Origin of the sequence: Vibrio pomeroyi (assembly GCF_024347595.1) — a bacterium.
Lineage (GTDB): Bacteria > Pseudomonadota > Gammaproteobacteria > Enterobacterales > Vibrionaceae > Vibrio > Vibrio pomeroyi.
The window spans coordinates 3,137,904-3,154,498 of record NZ_AP025506.1 but is presented as its reverse complement, the minus strand read 5'-3'; the positions used below and the strand labels follow the sequence as shown (position 1 = coordinate 3,154,498).

The window sequence follows — 16,595 nt, the reverse complement described above, 5'->3', positions numbered from 1 at the left end:
TATCGAGTTCGATGATTAGTGAAGTAGACGAGCACGGATTGTGCCTTCGATCTCTTTCAGTTTAAGCAGTGCTTCTTCTGAACGATCCGCTTCTACATCGATAACTACATAACCCATATCAGCCGCAGTCTGTAGATACTGACCCGCGATGTTGATGCCTTCTTCAGCGAAGATGGTGTTGATCTGAGTTAGGATACCTGGGCGGTTTTCGTGAATGTGTAGCAAACGAGACGTGCCCGTGTGTAGCGGTAGAGATACCTCTGGGAAGTTAACACTTGATAACGTAGAACCGTTATCTGAGTATTTCGCTAGCTTGCCAGCCACTTCAACACCGATATTCTCTTGCGCTTCCTGAGTTGAACCACCTACGTGAGGCGTAAGAATCACGTTGTCGAACTGCATTAATGGAGACTCAAATGGGTCTGCATTGGTTTTTGGTTCAGTTGGAAAAACGTCGATCGCTGCACCTGCAAGGTGACCAGAATCTAGAGCGCCACACAGAGCTGGAATGTCTACCACTGTGCCACGCGCTGCGTTGATAAAGATAGAACCAGGCTTCATGCGCTCGAACTCTTCTTTACCCATCATGTTCTTAGTTTCGTTGGTTTCAGGGACGTGCAAAGAGATCACATCACACTTGTTCAACAGTTCAGTCATGGTGTGAACTTGCGTTGCGTTACCCAAAGACAGCTTGTTTTCGATGTCGTAGAAGTAAACGCGCATACCAAGGTTTTCCGCAATAATACCCAGCTGAGTACCAATGTGACCGTAACCAATAATACCTAAACGCTTACCACGAGCCTCGTAAGAGTTGTCTGCACTCTTTTTCCAAATACCACGGTGCGCAAGAGCGTTCTTTTCTGGAATGCCACGAAGTAGCAATAGAACCTGACCAAGAACCAGCTCAGCAACACTTCGAGTATTTGAGAACGGTGCGTTGAACACAGGGATGCCGCGCTTTGCTGCTGCTTGAAGGTTGACTTGGTTAGTACCAATACAGAAACAACCAACGGCAACCAGTTTTTCAGCCGCATCAATTACTTCTTGGGAGATGTTTGTGCGAGAACGGATACCAATGAAGTGAGCATCTTTAACTGCTTCAAGAAGTTCATCTTCCGGTAGCGAGCCTTTGTGGTACTCAATATTTGTGTAACCAGCAGCTTGCAGTACTTCTACAGAAGAAGGGTGAAGACCTTCTAGAAGTAGAATTTTTATTTTTTCTTTTTCCAGTGAAACTTTGGCCATTGTTCTCGTCCTTAAAATGGAAAGGTTGGGCAAATGCGGCGCACGTGCTACAAAATGGCTGAAAGGGGAACAAATTCACCACTTTGTTAGGAGACAAACGTTTTCCCTGTGCGTCTTCTGAACAATAAAGTAACAAAAAAAAAATGTTTTGGGTAAGAAAATTACGGAATAAGACATAATTTTACAGGTATAAAGCAAAAAAAACGGCGCCCTTGGGCACCGTATGTAATGAAGTAACAGAAAAACTCAATCTTCTATTATTTATTCTTCGATTTTTGCACCTTCTGGTGTGCCAGTGATAACTACATCAGCACCACGGTGAGCGAACAGACCAACCGTTACCACACCAGCGATACCATTGATGATATCTTCTAGTTGTTTCGGGTTTTCGATCGCCATGCCGTACACGTCTAGGATCATGTTGCCGTTATCGGTTGTGCAACCTTCGCGGTAAACTGGGTCACCACCAAGCTTTACTAGCTCACGTGCAACGTATGAACGCGCCATTGGAATCACTTCAACAGGCAGTGGGAATTTACCCAACACATCGACTGCTTTAGTGCCGTCAACAATACACACAAACTTATCAGAGATAGCCGCTACGATTTTTTCACGAGTCAGAGCAGCACCGCCGCCTTTGATCATGTCGCGAGTTGGGTTGATTTCATCTGCGCCATCAACATAGATGTCTAGCTTAGCGACATCGTTACACTCATACACTTTGATCTCTAGCTCTTCTAGTCGTTGCGTTGAAGCAACAGAGCTTGAAACCGCACCTTTGATTTTGTCTTTCATTGTGCCTAGTGCGTCGATGAAGTGATTTACTGTAGAGCCAGTACCTACACCTACAATGCTGCCTTCTTCAACATATTGAAGTGCTGCCCAGCCAGCTGCTTTTTTCATTTCATCTTGAGTCATGCCATTCTCCTGAATAAGGTCTTGCGCTTTGAATTGATCGTTTGCGTAATGATGAAGTTAACGTTTAGATATTGAGTTAACGTTTAGATATTGAGTTAACGTTTCTATATCGAGGTTAACGTTTGCGGCGCGATTATAGCGCTTTAATGGTCATTTTCCCATTGCCAAGTTTTACTCGGAGTCACGATTTTAGGTAAGGGAATGTCCCATTCTTCAATCGGTAAGGTATCGACATGTTGGCAATCGTGAGCCAAACCAATTGGAGTTGCGCCTTCGCCAGTCTCGAACCATTTCGCTAGGGTGCGATCGTAATATCCGCCCCCCATGCCCAAGCGATGACCATGAGAGTCAAAGCCGACAAGGGGCGTCAGGATAAGGTCGAGTTGCTGACAAGGTTTCACCAACATTTGATTAAGCTTGGGTTCTACAATGCCGTACTTATTTAAAACCGTGGGTGTGGTTGGAGAGTAATGTAGGAACAACAGGTGTCCGGCAGAGAAGGGGTGCAATACTGGTAAATAAGTTTGCTTACCTTGCGACCATAACCATTCAATTAAAGGCTGGGTATCGAGCTCGCCATCAATCGAAATATAAAGAGCAATATGCTGAGCAGACTGAATCTCATCAAGCTGCGTGCACTGCTTAACTAGGTCTAAACTAGATTGAGTTTGTTGTTCGCCAGATAAGGCATTGCGTTTGATACGGATCTGTTTGCGAAATTCGCTGCGTGTGAGCGTCTTCATAAGAAGGGATACCCCAAAGTGCCGTTGAGAATAGATGGCCCTTGAACCAGCGAGTTCAAGGCGGATCAGCAATGATTACCGTAGGCTTCTCGGCGGACCGAGCATGCTCAATAGCACTCAAGTACTAACCCTTAGGGATTGCTTATCGGCTCGGGGACGTGAATCCTCTGACAAACACTCCAGGGTAAATTTTGTGTACGCTATTGCTGTCCGTGCTTAACTTTACTGAGGACATCTGAAAGCGATGTCGTGAGCTGTTCCATTCGCTCGGTCAGTGCGTTTTGTTCATCATTTGCTTCAAACTTCTTGGTTTGTAATTCGTAGCAAATATTCAGAGCTGCAATAGTCAGCAGCTTCACTTCATTGGTTACCTTAGTACGTTCAGCCATCTCTTTCAATCGATTATCAAGATCGGCCGCCGCTGCAATCAATGACTCTTCTTGCCCTGGTGGACAATTCACTCGAGTCAGTTTTCCTAATATTTCAACGTCTACCGCTTGATTACTCATGATGGATGAACTCTTTAACGCGCTATTTTAAGGCTGTTGCCCTTCGCCATTTTTTGAGAAAGAAAAAGTGCAAGTACCGATGAGGAAGCAATCTCCTCTGAGGGAGAAACTATAGGTAAACCGCTATTAAGATTCAAGCTTTTCAGAGTGACTGTTTGTAAATGAGAGCTTGAGCACACAGTAATTCAGCAAATTGAACAATTGCTAGTCAGTCATCCTTCAATTGCTAGGGATCGATGCTTACCAGAATTGGGGTGAAGTGGTACGATTATACTATCGATATAAAGAATAACTGAGCGAGCTATCTGATGAGCGAAACTACTTTACCTGACTACCTAACGGTTGCGACTGAACTTCAATCGGCAAGTCTAGCCGTAACCCCTGCTGAGATGCATGGTTTATTAACGGGTATGTTAAGCGGAGGCTTAAACCTTGCAGATAAAAGCTGGCAACCATTGATCTTCGATTACACCAATGAAGGTATGGGCTGGCCAGATCGCGCGCTAACGCTAGCGGAAGCAACACTGAAAGTCACAACTAGCGAAATCACAGGCTCAGGCATGGAACTGTCTATGTTACTGCCGGATGAAGATGCAAGCGCGAGCGTGTTTGATCTTGCTGATGGTGTATCTGATTGGATTAACCATTTCATCTCTGGTTTAGGTCTTGTTGGCGCTCAATTGAACAAAGCGTCTGAAGGCACGAAAGAAGCATTGGCTGATCTTGAAGAGATGGCGAAGCTAGGCATTGACGAAGAAGATGATCTGGAAGAGCAAGCACAACTTCTAGAACACGTTATTGAGCATGTAAAAGCGTGTGCATTAACGATTCATGCTGAATTTGGTGCACGCCCATCAGAAGATGCGGCTCCAACTATTCACTAATCGTTTGTCGGTTTGAGGTTATGATGGCTCAATATGATGTTGTAATTGCTGGTGGCGCAATGGCAGGGGCAACTCTAGCCCTTGCTCTGAATCACCTAAGCCAAGGTTCGTTGTCGATTGTGGTCGTTGAGCCTTATCAGGTTGATCATCAAGCTCACCCTGGGTTTGATTCTCGTTCGATCGCATTGTCTTACGGCACGGTACAGATCCTTGATTCATTGCACTTGTGGCAATCTATCGCTCCAGTCGCTACCCCGATTAAAGATATTCATGTATCGGATCGTGGGCATGCTGGGATGACGGATATCTACAGTGAAGAATTGGCTGTAGATGCGCTTGGCTATGTGGTCGAGTTAGCGGATGTTGGTCGAATCTATCAGCAGAAGCTGGAATCAGAAGCGGCAATTACGATGCTGTGTCCTGACTCGGTAGCGAAAGTCGAACGAAGTGAGTCACTGACGACCATTGACCTCAACAGTGGACAAACCGTCACAACTAAGTTGCTGGTTGCGGCTGACGGTGCAATCTCAACCTGCTGCCAGCAACTCAATATCTCATTGAGTGAGCATGACTTTGAACAGGTCGCTGTGATTGCCAATATCGTGGCGAGCGAACCTCATCAAGGTCGAGCGTTTGAGCGTTTTACTCATCATGGGCCTGTTGCTCTACTACCGATGAGCGATAACCGTTTGTCTCTGGTTTGGTGTTTGCCGCCGGAGCAAGCGGATAAAGTTATGGCTTTCAACGACGACGAATTCCTTGAACAGCTTCAGAGCGATTTTGGTTGGCGATTAGGTCGACTAGAAAAGGTTGGTAAGCGTGCGAGCTACCCACTGATTCTTCGTCATCGTAAGCAAAATATCTCTCATCGATTCGCGATTGTAGGCAACGCCGCTCAAACCCTTCACCCAATTGCAGGGCAAGGTTTTAATCTCGGTATTCGTGATGTGGCCTCTCTAGCGGAAGAATTGTGTACTCAGTTGGATGATGTCGGTCGTTACACTGGTCTTGTTAACTTTAGAAAACGTAGAGAACAAGACAGAGGTGCGACGATTACACTGACTTCAAGCCTCGTTCATCTGTTCTCAAACGATTTTTTGACTGCTCGTATCGGGCGTAATCTTGGGTTAGCCGTTATGGATAACCTTCCACCACTTAAAGGTCCACTTTTGCGTCATACGCTTGGCCTAGTAGAAAGATAAGGTAGATAAATAATGATGCAAAGTGTTGATATCGCGATTGTTGGTGGTGGAATGGTTGGCCTAGCGCTCGCGGCTGCATTGAAAGACAGCGATCTAAGAATTGCCGTAATAGAGGGTAAAGCACCTAGCGAAGGTCTGAATGAATTACCGGATGTTCGTGTGTCGGCATTGAGCCGCTCTAGTGAGGTGATTCTGCGTAATCTAGACGCATGGCAAGGCATTGAACAAAGACGTGCTGCACCGTATCAAGCGATGGAAGTGTGGGAGCAAGATAGCTTTGCCCGTATTGAGTTTGACTCAACACGTTTGGCACAGCCTAATCTAGGTCATATTGTTGAGAATCGTGTGATTCAATTAGCGTTGCTTGATCAGGTTAAGAAACAAGACAATGTTAGCCTCTACATGCCTGCGACATGCAAAACAATGGCAATTGGAGAGAGCGAAGCGTGGCTAACTCTAGACAATGGCCAAGCACTGACCGCTAAGCTAGTTGTCGGTGCGGATGGCGCAAATTCTTGGGTTCGTAAGCAGCAAGATATCCCATTAACACATTGGGATTACGGGCACAGTGCAATTGTCGCGAACATCAAAACCACAGAGCCGCACCACAGCGTTGCGCGTCAAATATTCACACCTCAAGGTCCACTGGCATTCTTACCAATGCAGCCGAGCAACATGAGCTCGATTGTATGGTCTACTGAGCCTAATCGTGCCGAGAATCTCGTATCTATGTCGGATGCTGAATTCAATAAGCAGTTAACGGCAGAGTTCGATTCAAAGCTTGGGTTGTGCGAAGTCGTCGGTGATCGTTTTGCCTTCCCACTGCGCATGCGATACGCACGAGACTTTGCTGTTGATCGTGTGGCTTTGGTGGGTGATGCTGCCCACACCATTCACCCGCTAGCAGGGCAGGGCGTGAACCTTGGCCTATTAGATGCTGCAAGTTTAGCGCAGGAGCTGTTAAAGCTTTGGGCTGCTGGTGAAGACATTGGCACCAAGCGTAACCTACGTGGTTATGAGCGCTGGAGAAAGGCAGAAGCGGCGAAAATGATTGCTTCAATGCAGGGCTTTAAAGATCTGTTTGAAGGCGACAATCCGGCTAAGAAGCTGATTCGTGGCATTGGTATGAAGCTTGCGGGTCAACTACCTGGTGCGAAAGATGAAATCATGAAGCGAGCACTTGGCCTTGCGGGCAACCTGCCTGATTTAGCAAAGCGCCCTGTGACTCATCGTTAGTCGTTTAATTTTCAGGTGATCAGTCACCTGAACTCATGGCCTCTCTCAGAGTCATGTGTACGAAAAAAGGGTTGGCACATGCCAACCCTTTTTGTTTTGAATTCTTTAGATAATCAGATTATGCGTAAGCACAGCGCAGTTTCATGATTTCACTATTTATTTCTTTCACTGTTTGAAAGTGGCGCTTCTCTGCTCGATCTGGCAGGACTAGCTTGCCGTTATCAAACTCAAATTTCCCTACGCCGTAAATGTAGATTCGTCCTTTGAAAAGTCGACTTACATGTTTAGCAATCATACTCGGTGTATAGCGCTTAAACAGTCTCATTCTTAATTATCCTTATATTTACCTAGCCTGCACATTATAGAAAAACTCCGAGATAATAATTGTGATAAGCATGGAGTAATATGCAGTAGCGATGACGTTAATTAGATATTTGTGCTGTTCTAAGCACTTTCTACAGTAAATATCTATTTTTACGTGAGCTCCTCCCCAAAATAATACTGAGTCGTGAACTGCTGTGAACTTTCCTGTCCGGTATTAAGCAGTGGTAATGTTACAAGTATAAGAATAGGCGGGATTTTTTTGTTTGTGTAATCAAATTGTAAATTTTAGACATAAAAAAAGCCCGTATAAAACGGGCGAATAGTCACAGATGCATTACACAAAAGTGGATACTGATGTTACTCAGTGGATTCACTTGTACTGATTTGCCTAAAGGCTAGTCAGTAAATTCACAATAACGCAGATTTTGCTTTGTGACTACTTATGCTTTAATTTTGATTAACTATTTAATGTTGGCGTGTTTTTCTTATGACGAGCTTCACACTAAATATGTATCTAATGAAAACTTTAAAGAAGGTTTGCGATCAATTACGTCTTAGAATGGATCATCGACTGATCTCTGCAACGATTGGCGCGCATAACGCCATAAGATCCTCGAGATCAAGTGCAACGCCTGCCATTCGATCACCAGAACTAATGGTCACGGTTGAGTTACTCTGAATGGAAGGATCAAAAATGATCGGCATGTGCCTCTTTAGAGCAAGCGGACCGACACAACCAACCTTAAAGCCGGTGATGGATTCCACATCGGTGAGTGGTACGCAGGTCATGCGGCGGCAATTCAACACCGAGCGCACTTTCTTGGGGTCGACTGAGCGATCGCCAGTTGTACAGGCCAACGCATATTGGTTGCCCATATCCTTGAGCAAGATGCACTTAACCATTTGAGAGGCGTCGATGCCTCGTTCTTGCGCGGTTTCTTCGATGCTGGTGGTAGGTTTGCTTTGCATCAGCAGGCGGTAGCCCACCTGCTGTTGATCCAGCCATTGTGTAATCAGTGTTTCCACGTGATTACTCGTCTTCGAGGCTGTAAGGCAGTGGCAGGATATTCCATGTTTGATCAGGCTGAGCAGTCAATCGAAGTTGAACATCGTCATCAAGGTTGTTTGGCAACACCATCAAACCAATCGCTTGGTTATCAGCAAATTGATATACGTTTAATAGTCGGCCAGCACCACGCCAGTTCTCACCCACACTACGCTCTAGTTCAATAGGGTTCTCTAGAGACAGTACGTCCGCAGTTGTGCCCGACACAATGCGCATCTCACGCTTGTTCATGCCGCGGTACTTAGCACGAGCAACCGTTTCTTGACCTGTGTAACAACCTTTTGAAAAGCTGATACCGCCGATTGCTTGTAGGTTAAGCGCTTGAGGGATGTGCTCGTTTTGCTCTGCTTTTGATAGGTTAGGCTGAGCATCAATAATTTCATGATACTGCCATAACGCTTCTGATACTTTTTCCGCAGCGGTGTTTGACACCAAGGCTTCAGCGGCTTCTTCTGTCACAAGTAGAGCCCAGCGGTTATCTGCAACTTGAACGGCTGTACCGCCAGAGATTGCACGTACATTGCCTTGGCTTTCTGAAATAGAATCAATGTATTGATTAGCAGATGCACCCATCACACCGATAACAACGTCCGACGTTTGCTCGATATCGACCTTAGAGAACACCGCGTATTTCTTGATTTCAACGAGCTCGACTTCAATCGCAGATTTAGGTTGCATGAGTGCGTAGCCACCGTTGTGGTGGAACAAACGAAAGATACTCCATACCTTTCCTTTTGCATCACAGTGTGCACCTAATGTCGATTCATCATTAGGAAGAGTCACGACGTCGCACGTTACTTGACCTTGCAGGTACGATTTTTTGTCATCGCCTACCATGGTAATTGCGCTCCAATCTGATACGTGTGTCATCATCAGTTCTGGAAGCGAGTCATTTTGCGTATGAGCGTGCGGCTGAAATGTGTTTTTCCAATCCATTTTATCTTTCCTAAGAATTTTATTTGGCTCTATGTTAATCCTGTTCTGTTTCTTTGTCAGCCTAGGTTTTTTTGTGAGCTTAGATAGGGACTGTGACTCACATAGTAGTTGCAGAGCGTATGACTTGTTACACTCCGAGAAAGAAAAATTATAGGTGAGGATAGCCAATGTACACTGCAGAGCAGAAAGCACGAATTAAATGGGGTTGCCGTCGCGGCATGTTAGAACTTGATGTAGTCATCATGCCATTTTTCGAAGAGTGTTTTGATTCATTGCAAGAGCAGGAACAGCGCGAGTTTGTTTCTCTACTAGAGTGTGATGACCCAGATTTGTTTACTTGGGTGATGGGACACGGACGCAGTGAAAATCTAGGCCATGCATCAATGGTTGATAAAATTGTCGCACACAACCTCAGCAAGGTTCGTTAAGCTCCAGCTTAACCCTTCATATTTCGCATTATTTGCAAAAGGCACTGTTTTCGGCTGCCTTTTGTTTTTCATCGTCCTGTCTTCTATCCCACTTGTTGTCAGCCTTTATTGCTTGGCACTGCTGATTCATCTGCTTCAAACCAACCATCTGATTTTGAATAGTGCCCATGGCCGTTTTGACTATAAAGAGGATGGTGAGATTCGATTGAATGACCGACGCTATATTCTAAAATCCGTGGATAAGATCTGGGCGCAATTCTTTATTAAATTGCAGTTTGAGTGTGGACACTCAGTCTTGTTGTGGCGGGATAGTTGTTGTGATCGTGAATATCGACATTTCTTGGCGAACCTGCAACGAACAGGTTAGATAAATCAAAATATCAGGCTGAAAGCAATGAGCACAGATGAAAGAAAGGGAGCACTAGGCTCCCTTTTTCGCATTTTATCCATCAATCTATCAAGATTAAGACTGGCTTTTCTCTGGTGTCAGAATCGTTGGGCCGCTGTCTTCAGCAAGTTCTGGATAATCCAACGTGTAATGAAGGCCGCGGCTCTCTTTACGTTGCATTGCACAGCGAACCATTAGTTCAGCGACTTGTAGCAAGTTACGCAGCTCTAATAGGTTGTTTGAAACCTTAAAGTTGCTGTAATACTCGTGAGTTTCTTGCTGCAACATCTGGATACGACGCATTGCGCGCTCAAGACGTTTATCAGTACGCACGATGCCCATGTAATCCCACATGAATAGACGCAGCTCATGCCAGTTGTGCTGAATGATAACCTCTTCATCACTGTTAGTGACTTGGCTTTCATCCCATGCTGGCAATTCAGCGCATAGCTGAGATTGGTCGATGTTCTCGACGATGTCTTTGGCCGCTGCCCATGCGTAAACCACACACTCAAGCAGTGAGTTTGAAGCCATACGGTTCGCACCATGCAGGCCAGTGTAGCTCACTTCACCAATCGCATACAGATTCGCTAGATCGGTTTGACCTTGCTTATTGACCATGACACCACCACAGGTGTAGTGGGCTGCTGGTACGATAGGAATCGGCTCTTTGGTCATGTCGATACCCAAGTCCATCAAACGAGTGTGGATCATTGGGAAGTGCGCTGTGATGAATTCTTCAGGCTTGTGGCTGATGTCAACGTACATGCAGTCAGCACCTAAGCGCTTCATTTCAAAGTCAATTGCGCGAGCAACCACATCACGAGGAGCCAGTTCACCGCGCTCATCGAAGTCCTTCATGAAGCGAGAACCGTCTGGACGACGCAGGTACGCACCTTCACCACGCAGTGCTTCCGTTAGTAGGAAGTTACGCGCTTCTGGGTGGAACAAGCAAGTTGGGTGAAATTGGTTGAACTCAAGGTTCGCCACACGACAACCTGCACGCCAAGCGATAGCAATACCATCACCTGAAGAGACATCTGGGTTAGACGTGTATTGATAAACCTTTGAAGCGCCGCCAGTTGCTAATACAACAAATTTAGCGCGCACGGTTTCGACGTGTTCTTGGTTGCGGTTCCAAATGTAGGCACCGATAACCTTGTCTTTCGAACCACCAACCTTATCTTCAGTGATCAAATCCAACGCATTATGGCGCTCGAAGATCTCGATGTTTGGGTGATTCTTTACGTTATCTTGTAGTGAGGTTTGCATCGCCATGCCGGTTGCATCGGCAGCGTGCAGAATTCTGCGGTGGCTGTGTCCACCTTCACGAGTAAGGTGGTATTTTGGCTGGCCTTCGGTGCTGTTCTCATCTTTATCAAATGGAACACCGCCATCAATTAGCCATTGCACACACTCTTTAGCATTTTCAGCAATGAATTGAACTGTATCTTCTTCACATAACCCAGCCCCAGCAATTTGAGTATCTTCTACATGAGACTCAATACTGTCCGACTCATCGAACACCGCGGCGATACCACCTTGTGCGTAATACGTCGATCCTTCGCTGCGTGGTCCTTTGCTTAATACAATTACTTTTGCATGTTCTGCTACGCGTAAGGCTAATGACAAGCCTGCCGCACCACTTCCTACCACTAATACATCACACTGATGTTCACGGTTTGCGTTCATAAAACTTATTAAATCCCGGGCTATAGTCGAGTTGTCCACTCTCAATTGACTTTGTCTTGTTTTAGGACTTGCGGTAAGACTGTTATAATCTCCCCAGAGTCATCCTAAAACGCTACGCAAAATCAATATATAGACAGCTATCTAGAAATATTTAATTGCTCAATACCATTGCTTTTGCTCAAGGTTTCCCCAAATTGATAGGGATAACCATTTTTATTACATCACATTGTGAAACAATAATGGCAAATAATTTTAAGAAAGTTGGAACTTTCGGTATTTGGCTTAGTCACAATAGTGCTCTTGTAGACGGTGGTGTCAATACTACATTTCGCATAATTAGTACCCATATCTGTGAAGGTGAGGGTTATAACAATAGGAGTACCCGCTCGAATGAACGAGCAGCTAACCGATCAAGTGTTGATTGAGCGAGTTCAGAGTGGAGATAAGCAGGCATTTAACTTACTAGTGGTTAAGTATCAAAACAAAGTTTGTAATCTTATCTCTCGATACGTGAATAATTCCGGTGATGTACCTGATGTAGCACAAGAAGCTTTTATTAAAGCTTACCGCGCGATACCTAACTTTCGCGGCGAGAGTGCCTTCTATACATGGTTATACCGAATTGCCGTGAACACCGCTAAAAATCATATTGTTGCCCAGAGCCGTAGGCCGCCAGCAACAGATGTAGATGCAGAAGATGCTGAATATTACGAAACAGGCAGCGCGTTAAAAGAAATATCGAACCCTGAGAACTTAACGCTGTCAAAAGAATTGAAACAAGTCGTTTTTGGAGCGATTGAAGCGCTGCCAGAAGACTTAAAAACTGCAATGACGCTGCGTGAGCTTGAAGGTTTGAGCTACGAAGAGATTGCAGAAGTAATGGATTGCCCTGTAGGAACCGTACGTTCGCGTATTTTCCGAGCTCGTGAAGCAGTGGAAAAGAAAATTAAACCTCTTTTGCAACGCTAGAACTTGTAATAATTATGGTGAAAATAATGGCTGATAAAGAAAAGCTTTCGGCACTCATGGATGGTGAAACGATCGATAAAGCTCTCATTGTAGACCTTGAATCTGATCAAGAAAGCATGAATACCTGGCAGAGTTACCATTTGATTGGTGACGTAATGCGTGGGGATGCGCCAGAAACTCAAGATTGGAACATTGCTGACAGTGTGGCAGCGGCGCTTGAAGCCGAGCCTGCACATAGTGCAATGCCGAACCTGCACCAAGTGAATGTTGAACCTACTGTTGCTCCAATTGAAGAGCAGCCGAAACCTCAGCAAGCGAAGCGTCAGCTTCCTGCGTGGTTACAACAGTTTGGACAAGTTGCCGTGGCAGCTTGTGTATCGTTAGCCGTTGTACTCGGTGTTCAGCAATATGGTGGCAGCGACCCTGCAGCACCTGAGCAATTGCCTGTACTACAGACGATTCCATTTGCGGGTTCTGCGGAACCAGTAAGCTTAACGCGCGACTCTGTTGAGAAGCCGGCATCTGAAGCTAACCTGCAAGAGCAACGCAAACGTGTTCATGCAATGTTAGAAGATTATGAGCTACAACTAAGATTAAACAGTGATGCATCGCCAATGCAAGATGCACATCTAGAATCGGACATTGAATGAAGAAAATCCTGGTCAGTGCACTGACACTGTTCAGCTTGATGTCTCCAGCAGCCTTTGCAGAGGAACCCACTGCAAAGGCCTTGTTGCATCAAATGAACGAGGCCAGTCAGCATCTAAATTACGAACTCTCCTACATATTGATAAAGAAGAGCAGTATTGAACCTCTACTTTATCGTCATGCAGTTAACGACGACCAACAACTCGCACACCTTGTTTACCTAAGCGGCCCTGTTCGTGAGGTCATTCGACGTGGCAATGAAGTTAGCTACATAGAACCGGGTACAGAGCCATTTACCATTCAATCGGGTAGCATGGTTGCACCTGTTATTCCGATGATTAACCGAGATATCGACTCTCTTAACCAATACTACGACTTCGTCAAAGTGGGACGCTCTCGTGAAGCGGGCAGCACAACACAAGTATTGCGCGTAGTGCCGAAGGATGGTCTGCGTTACTCATACGTAGTTTGGGTCGACGAGAAAACGAATCTTCCTTTGCGTGCCGATCTCTTAGATCGTGACGGTGAAGTGCTTGAACAGTACCGTACTATCTCTTATGTGGTGAATGACAAGATCGCAGAAGCTATGGGTGGTTTAAACCAAGCGAAATTGCCGAAGGTTTTATCACTACCAGAAGGCTTAGTGAGCGATACCAACTGGCAAGCGTCTTGGGTGCCTGAAGGGTTTAAGTCGAAAGAGCTTAGCCGTTACCAAATGGCAGCGACCGAAAAAATGGTCGAGAGTCAGCTTTTCAGTGATGGATTGTTTAGCTTTTCGGTGTACATCGCCGACAAAGATGAGCATTCATTGAAAGGGCAGTTGGTACGTCAAGGACGCAGAACCTTACACAGCTTAGTGATTGGCGACAGAGAAATCTCAGTGGTTGGTGATATTCCGCCAGCAACGGCTAAGCGTATTGCTCAGTCAGTCACGTTCAATAACCCGGTACCAGCGCAATGATGACCGCGCTGGCGACCGTTAGCTCAGTCGAACAAAAAGGTAAGCAATATTTTGTTCAACTGAGCTGCGAACAACAAACCAGTTGCAGCAGCTGCTCTTCTCAAAAGAGCTGTGGAACCGGTATCGTCACCAAGGCTGTAGGCAATAAATCGTTGTTTTGGCAGCTTAAAACCAAAAGTCTTGTTAAAGCCGGACAAATCGTAGAGATCGGCTTCCCAGAAAAAAGCCTGCTTCAGTCGGCAGCTATCGTTTACCTCATCCCACTTTTCATGTTGATGATTGGTGCTGGCGTTGGACAACTCTTGTTACAACCCTTACTCCAAGGGGGCGAGGGGATTGTTATACTCTGTGCTGCACTATTTACTGCTGGTGGTATTGCCTTAGCGAAGCGGCTAGCCAAACCTATGGAAGACAAATCCAAGCAAGAAGTCGTCTTGATTCGAATCCTAGGTGAGTCTCTCGTCTAATTTATGATGCTTATTGCCCTTAAATTGGGTAGAATCTGCCAACTTGATTGAAATGCCGCCACCAATGCTGATGCTAGATTGGAAGCATAGCGGCTTTCTTATTATCCCTATTCAAAGAGTTTAGTCACACCAAGCCTATGAAGCACATTCGTAATTTTTCGATTATCGCCCACATCGACCACGGTAAGTCGACCCTTTCTGACCGCTTAATCCAAGTTTGTGGAGGATTAAGTGAACGTGAGATGGCAGCTCAAGTCCTCGATTCTATGGATATAGAACGCGAGCGTGGTATTACAATTAAAGCGCAGAGTGTGACTTTAGATTACAAAGCTAAAGATGGTGAAACTTACCAACTTAACTTTATCGACACTCCTGGACACGTAGACTTCTCGTACGAAGTATCTCGTTCTCTAGCGGCTTGTGAAGGCGCACTACTTGTAGTGGATGCTGGCCAAGGTGTTGAAGCACAAACTCTAGCAAACTGTTACACAGCAATCGAAATGGAACTGGAAGTTGTGCCAATCTTGAACAAGATTGACCTACCAGCTGCTGAACCAGAGCGTGTTGCTGAAGAGATCGAAGAGATCGTTGGCATCGATGCGATGGAAGCGACTCGCTGTTCTGCGAAAACAGGTTTAGGCGTTGATGATGTTCTAGAAAACATCGTGACGGCTATCCCACCACCGGAAGGCGATCCTGAAGCGCCTCTACAAGCGCTGATCATTGACTCTTGGTTCGATAACTACCTTGGCGTTGTTTCTTTGGTTCGTATCAAGAACGGTACACTGAAGAAGAACGACAAGATTCGCGTAATGTCGACAGACCAAGTTTGGGGTGTTGACCGTCTAGGTATCTTCACACCTAAGCAAATCGACACCACTGAGCTAAATACTGGTGAAGTAGGTTGGGTTGTTTGTGGTATTAAAGACATCCTAGGTGCACCGGTTGGTGATACGTTGACGCTTGCTAAAGGCGGCAGCACTGAACGTCTACCTGGTTTCCAAAAAGTGAAACCTCAGGTATACGCAGGCCTGTTCCCTGTTTCATCTGATGACTACGAAAACTTCCGTGATGCACTAGGCAAACTAAGCCTGAACGATGCGTCACTGTTCTTCGAACCAGAAAGTTCGGCAGCACTTGGTTTTGGTTTCCGTTGTGGCTTCTTAGGAATGCTTCACATGGAGATCATCCAAGAGCGTCTAGAGCGTGAATACGACCTGGACCTAATCACAACAGCTCCAACAGTAGTGTATGAAGTTGTAAAAACAGATAAAACGGTTCTTTACGTTGATAGCCCGGCTAAACTGCCAGCGGTTAATGATCTAGAAGAAATTCGTGAGCCAATTGCACGTTGTAATATTTTGGTACCTTCGGACTACCTAGGTAACGTAATCACACTGTGTGTTGAGAAGCGTGGCGTACAAGTAGACATGGTTTACCACGGTAACCAAGTTGCTGTGACATACGATCTTCCTATGGCAGAAGTAGTTCTAGACTTCTTCGACCGTCTGAAATCAACGTCTCGTGGTTACGCATCATTGGATTACAACTTCCAACGTTACGAGCCATCAAACATGGTACGTGTAGACGTATTGCTGAATGGCGAAACGGTTGATGCACTGGCTATCATCACGCACAAAGACATTGCTCAGTCTCGTGGTCGTCTACTGGTTGAGAAGATGAAAGAATTCATCCCTCGTCAGATGTTCGATATCGCGATTCAAGCAGCGATTGGTAACCACATCATTGCTCGTTCTACAGTGAAACAGCTGCGTAAGAACGTAATCGCAAAATGTTACGGTGGTGATATCAGTCGTAAGAAGAAACTTCTTAAGAAACAAAAAGAAGGTAAGAAGCGTATGAAGCAGATCGGTAACGTTGAACTGCCTCAAGAAGCATTCTTAGCGATTCTTCATGTTGGTAAAGACTAGGTATCAATCGCACTAACTACCTGCTGAACATTACTGGTTAAAATCGTT

18 protein-coding genes and 1 other RNA gene are annotated in these 16,595 nt (G+C 45.5%); 10 read left to right on the top strand and 9 right to left on the bottom strand.

The annotated features are described in order from the left end of the window. Positions 1 to 15: 15 nt before the first annotated feature. The 5 genes from serA to zapA all read right to left on the bottom strand — a co-directional run bounded on the left by serA (position 16) and on the right by zapA (position 3,415). Positions 16 to 1,245 (bottom strand): phosphoglycerate dehydrogenase, encoded by a 1,230-nt coding sequence (serA, locus tag OCV12_RS13780; protein WP_123301095.1) that lies wholly within the window; start codon positions 1,243 to 1,245, stop codon positions 16 to 18. A 261-nt stretch (positions 1,246 to 1,506) separates the two neighbouring features. Continuing rightward, complete coding sequence (gene rpiA / locus OCV12_RS13775) at positions 1,507 to 2,163, bottom strand: ribose-5-phosphate isomerase RpiA (RefSeq protein WP_017629565.1); 657 nt, start codon at positions 2,161 to 2,163, stop codon at positions 1,507 to 1,509. Positions 2,164 to 2,306: 143 nt separating this feature from the next. Next, positions 2,307 to 2,906 carry a 5-formyltetrahydrofolate cyclo-ligase gene (locus tag OCV12_RS13770; RefSeq protein WP_261884889.1) on the bottom strand — a complete coding sequence of 200 codons (600 nt, stop codon included), beginning with the start codon at positions 2,904 to 2,906 and terminating at the stop codon, positions 2,307 to 2,309. Positions 2,907 to 2,912: 6 nt separating this feature from the next. After that, positions 2,913 to 3,095, bottom strand: a non-coding RNA gene (gene ssrS / locus OCV12_RS13765) — 6S RNA. Positions 3,096 to 3,106: 11 nt separating this feature from the next. Further along, positions 3,107 to 3,415, bottom strand: a complete 309-nt coding sequence (gene zapA, locus OCV12_RS13760; RefSeq protein ID WP_004735366.1) for a cell division protein ZapA — start codon at positions 3,413 to 3,415, stop codon at positions 3,107 to 3,109. 308 nt (positions 3,416 to 3,723) lie between these two features. Here zapA and OCV12_RS13755 point away from each other — a divergent pair, with 308 nt between their 5' ends. Genes OCV12_RS13755 through OCV12_RS13745 form a run of 3 tightly spaced genes read left to right on the top strand, consistent with a single transcriptional unit; the run spans position 3,724 to position 6,737 of the window. Beyond that, the gene (locus OCV12_RS13755; RefSeq protein WP_019826273.1) at positions 3,724 to 4,299 is read left to right on the top strand and encodes a YecA/YgfB family protein; all 576 of its coding nucleotides are present in this window, start codon (positions 3,724 to 3,726) and stop codon (positions 4,297 to 4,299) included. 23 nt (positions 4,300 to 4,322) lie between these two features. Then, a complete protein-coding gene (gene ubiH, locus OCV12_RS13750; protein ID WP_261885963.1) occupies positions 4,323 to 5,501 on the top strand; it encodes a 2-octaprenyl-6-methoxyphenyl hydroxylase in 1,179 nt (392 codons plus the stop codon). A gap of 12 nt (positions 5,502 to 5,513) precedes the next feature. Continuing rightward, the gene (locus OCV12_RS13745) at positions 5,514 to 6,737 is read left to right on the top strand and encodes an FAD-dependent 2-octaprenylphenol hydroxylase (RefSeq protein WP_017629569.1); all 1,224 of its coding nucleotides are present in this window, start codon (positions 5,514 to 5,516) and stop codon (positions 6,735 to 6,737) included. Positions 6,738 to 6,855: 118 nt separating this feature from the next. On the opposite strand, the gene OCV12_RS13740 is transcribed toward OCV12_RS13745, so the two are convergent. From OCV12_RS13740 to ygfZ, 3 genes are all read right to left on the bottom strand, one after another. Then, complete coding sequence (locus OCV12_RS13740) at positions 6,856 to 7,062, bottom strand: DUF1107 domain-containing protein (protein WP_009847660.1); 207 nt, start codon at positions 7,060 to 7,062, stop codon at positions 6,856 to 6,858. A 563-nt stretch (positions 7,063 to 7,625) separates the two neighbouring features. Further along, positions 7,626 to 8,087, bottom strand: coding sequence for an aminoacyl-tRNA deacylase (locus OCV12_RS13735; protein ID WP_261884888.1), 462 nt, complete (start codon positions 8,085 to 8,087; stop codon positions 7,626 to 7,628). A 4-nt stretch (positions 8,088 to 8,091) separates the two neighbouring features. Beyond that, positions 8,092 to 9,063 carry a tRNA-modifying protein YgfZ gene (gene ygfZ, locus OCV12_RS13730; RefSeq protein ID WP_261884887.1) on the bottom strand — a complete coding sequence of 324 codons (972 nt, stop codon included), beginning with the start codon at positions 9,061 to 9,063 and terminating at the stop codon, positions 8,092 to 8,094. 167 nt (positions 9,064 to 9,230) lie between these two features. Between ygfZ and OCV12_RS13725 the strand changes: the two genes are divergently transcribed. Then, positions 9,231 to 9,491 carry an FAD assembly factor SdhE gene (locus tag OCV12_RS13725; protein ID WP_004735374.1) on the top strand — a complete coding sequence of 87 codons (261 nt, stop codon included), beginning with the start codon at positions 9,231 to 9,233 and terminating at the stop codon, positions 9,489 to 9,491. Continuing rightward, on the top strand, positions 9,439 to 9,858 hold the full coding sequence (locus tag OCV12_RS24925; RefSeq protein WP_315972791.1) for a protein YgfX: 420 nt from the start codon (positions 9,439 to 9,441) through the stop codon (positions 9,856 to 9,858). The genes OCV12_RS13725 and OCV12_RS24925 overlap by 53 nt, the downstream gene beginning before the upstream one ends. A 96-nt stretch (positions 9,859 to 9,954) precedes the next feature. Here the strand turns inward: OCV12_RS24925 and nadB are convergent, their stop codons facing one another. Then, a complete protein-coding gene (gene nadB / locus OCV12_RS13720) occupies positions 9,955 to 11,571 on the bottom strand; it encodes an L-aspartate oxidase (RefSeq protein WP_176680453.1) in 1,617 nt (538 codons plus the stop codon). Positions 11,572 to 11,961: 390 nt separating this feature from the next. On the opposite strand from nadB, the gene rpoE reads away from it, so the two are divergent. The 5 genes from rpoE (at position 11,962) to lepA (ending at position 16,547) form a co-directional block, all read left to right on the top strand. After that, on the top strand, positions 11,962 to 12,540 hold the full coding sequence (rpoE, locus tag OCV12_RS13715) for an RNA polymerase sigma factor RpoE (RefSeq protein ID WP_008223963.1): 579 nt from the start codon (positions 11,962 to 11,964) through the stop codon (positions 12,538 to 12,540). 26 nt (positions 12,541 to 12,566) lie between these two features. Further along, positions 12,567 to 13,190: an RseA family anti-sigma factor gene (locus OCV12_RS13710; protein ID WP_017629574.1), complete on the top strand. Its 624-nt coding sequence runs from the start codon at positions 12,567 to 12,569 to the stop codon at positions 13,188 to 13,190. Continuing rightward, positions 13,187 to 14,149 carry a sigma-E factor regulatory protein RseB gene (gene rseB / locus OCV12_RS13705; protein WP_176680451.1) on the top strand — a complete coding sequence of 321 codons (963 nt, stop codon included), beginning with the start codon at positions 13,187 to 13,189 and terminating at the stop codon, positions 14,147 to 14,149. The genes OCV12_RS13710 and rseB overlap by 4 nt, the downstream gene beginning before the upstream one ends. Further along, positions 14,146 to 14,616 carry a SoxR reducing system RseC family protein gene (locus OCV12_RS13700; RefSeq protein ID WP_176680450.1) on the top strand — a complete coding sequence of 157 codons (471 nt, stop codon included), beginning with the start codon at positions 14,146 to 14,148 and terminating at the stop codon, positions 14,614 to 14,616. Before rseB ends, OCV12_RS13700 begins: the two co-directional genes overlap by 4 nt. A 137-nt stretch (positions 14,617 to 14,753) precedes the next feature. Next, positions 14,754 to 16,547 (top strand): translation elongation factor 4, encoded by a 1,794-nt coding sequence (lepA, locus tag OCV12_RS13695; RefSeq protein ID WP_017629577.1) that lies wholly within the window; start codon positions 14,754 to 14,756, stop codon positions 16,545 to 16,547. The last annotated feature ends 48 nt before the right edge of the window (positions 16,548 to 16,595 follow it).

Bases quoted from the DNA above. Each gene is read 5' to 3' on its own strand.
- OCV12_RS13755 (WP_019826273.1), top strand. From the start codon at position 3,724: ATGAGCGAAACTACTTTACCTGACTACCTAACGGTTGCGACTGAACTT.
- zapA (WP_004735366.1), bottom strand. From the start codon at position 3,415: ATGAGTAATCAAGCGGTAGACGTTGAAATATTAGGAAAACTGACTCGA.
- OCV12_RS13725 (WP_004735374.1), top strand. From the start codon at position 9,231: ATGTACACTGCAGAGCAGAAAGCACGAATTAAATGGGGTTGCCGTCGC.
- rpoE (WP_008223963.1), top strand. From the start codon at position 11,962: ATGAACGAGCAGCTAACCGATCAAGTGTTGATTGAGCGAGTTCAGAGT.
- OCV12_RS13745 (WP_017629569.1), top strand. From the start codon at position 5,514: ATGATGCAAAGTGTTGATATCGCGATTGTTGGTGGTGGAATGGTTGGC.
- nadB (WP_176680453.1), bottom strand. From the start codon at position 11,571: ATGAACGCAAACCGTGAACATCAGTGTGATGTATTAGTGGTAGGAAGT.
- ygfZ (WP_261884887.1), bottom strand. From the start codon at position 9,063: ATGGATTGGAAAAACACATTTCAGCCGCACGCTCATACGCAAAATGAC.
- rseB (WP_176680451.1), top strand. From the start codon at position 13,187: ATGAAGAAAATCCTGGTCAGTGCACTGACACTGTTCAGCTTGATGTCT.
- serA (WP_123301095.1), bottom strand. From the start codon at position 1,245: ATGGCCAAAGTTTCACTGGAAAAAGAAAAAATAAAAATTCTACTTCTA.
- ubiH (WP_261885963.1), top strand. From the start codon at position 4,323: ATGGCTCAATATGATGTTGTAATTGCTGGTGGCGCAATGGCAGGGGCA.
- OCV12_RS13700 (WP_176680450.1), top strand. From the start codon at position 14,146: ATGATGACCGCGCTGGCGACCGTTAGCTCAGTCGAACAAAAAGGTAAG.
- OCV12_RS13740 (WP_009847660.1), bottom strand. From the start codon at position 7,062: ATGAGACTGTTTAAGCGCTATACACCGAGTATGATTGCTAAACATGTA.
- OCV12_RS13770 (WP_261884889.1), bottom strand. From the start codon at position 2,906: ATGAAGACGCTCACACGCAGCGAATTTCGCAAACAGATCCGTATCAAA.
- OCV12_RS24925 (WP_315972791.1), top strand. From the start codon at position 9,439: ATGCATCAATGGTTGATAAAATTGTCGCACACAACCTCAGCAAGGTTC.
- rpiA (WP_017629565.1), bottom strand. From the start codon at position 2,163: ATGACTCAAGATGAAATGAAAAAAGCAGCTGGCTGGGCAGCACTTCAA.
- OCV12_RS13710 (WP_017629574.1), top strand. From the start codon at position 12,567: ATGGCTGATAAAGAAAAGCTTTCGGCACTCATGGATGGTGAAACGATC.
- lepA (WP_017629577.1), top strand. From the start codon at position 14,754: ATGAAGCACATTCGTAATTTTTCGATTATCGCCCACATCGACCACGGT.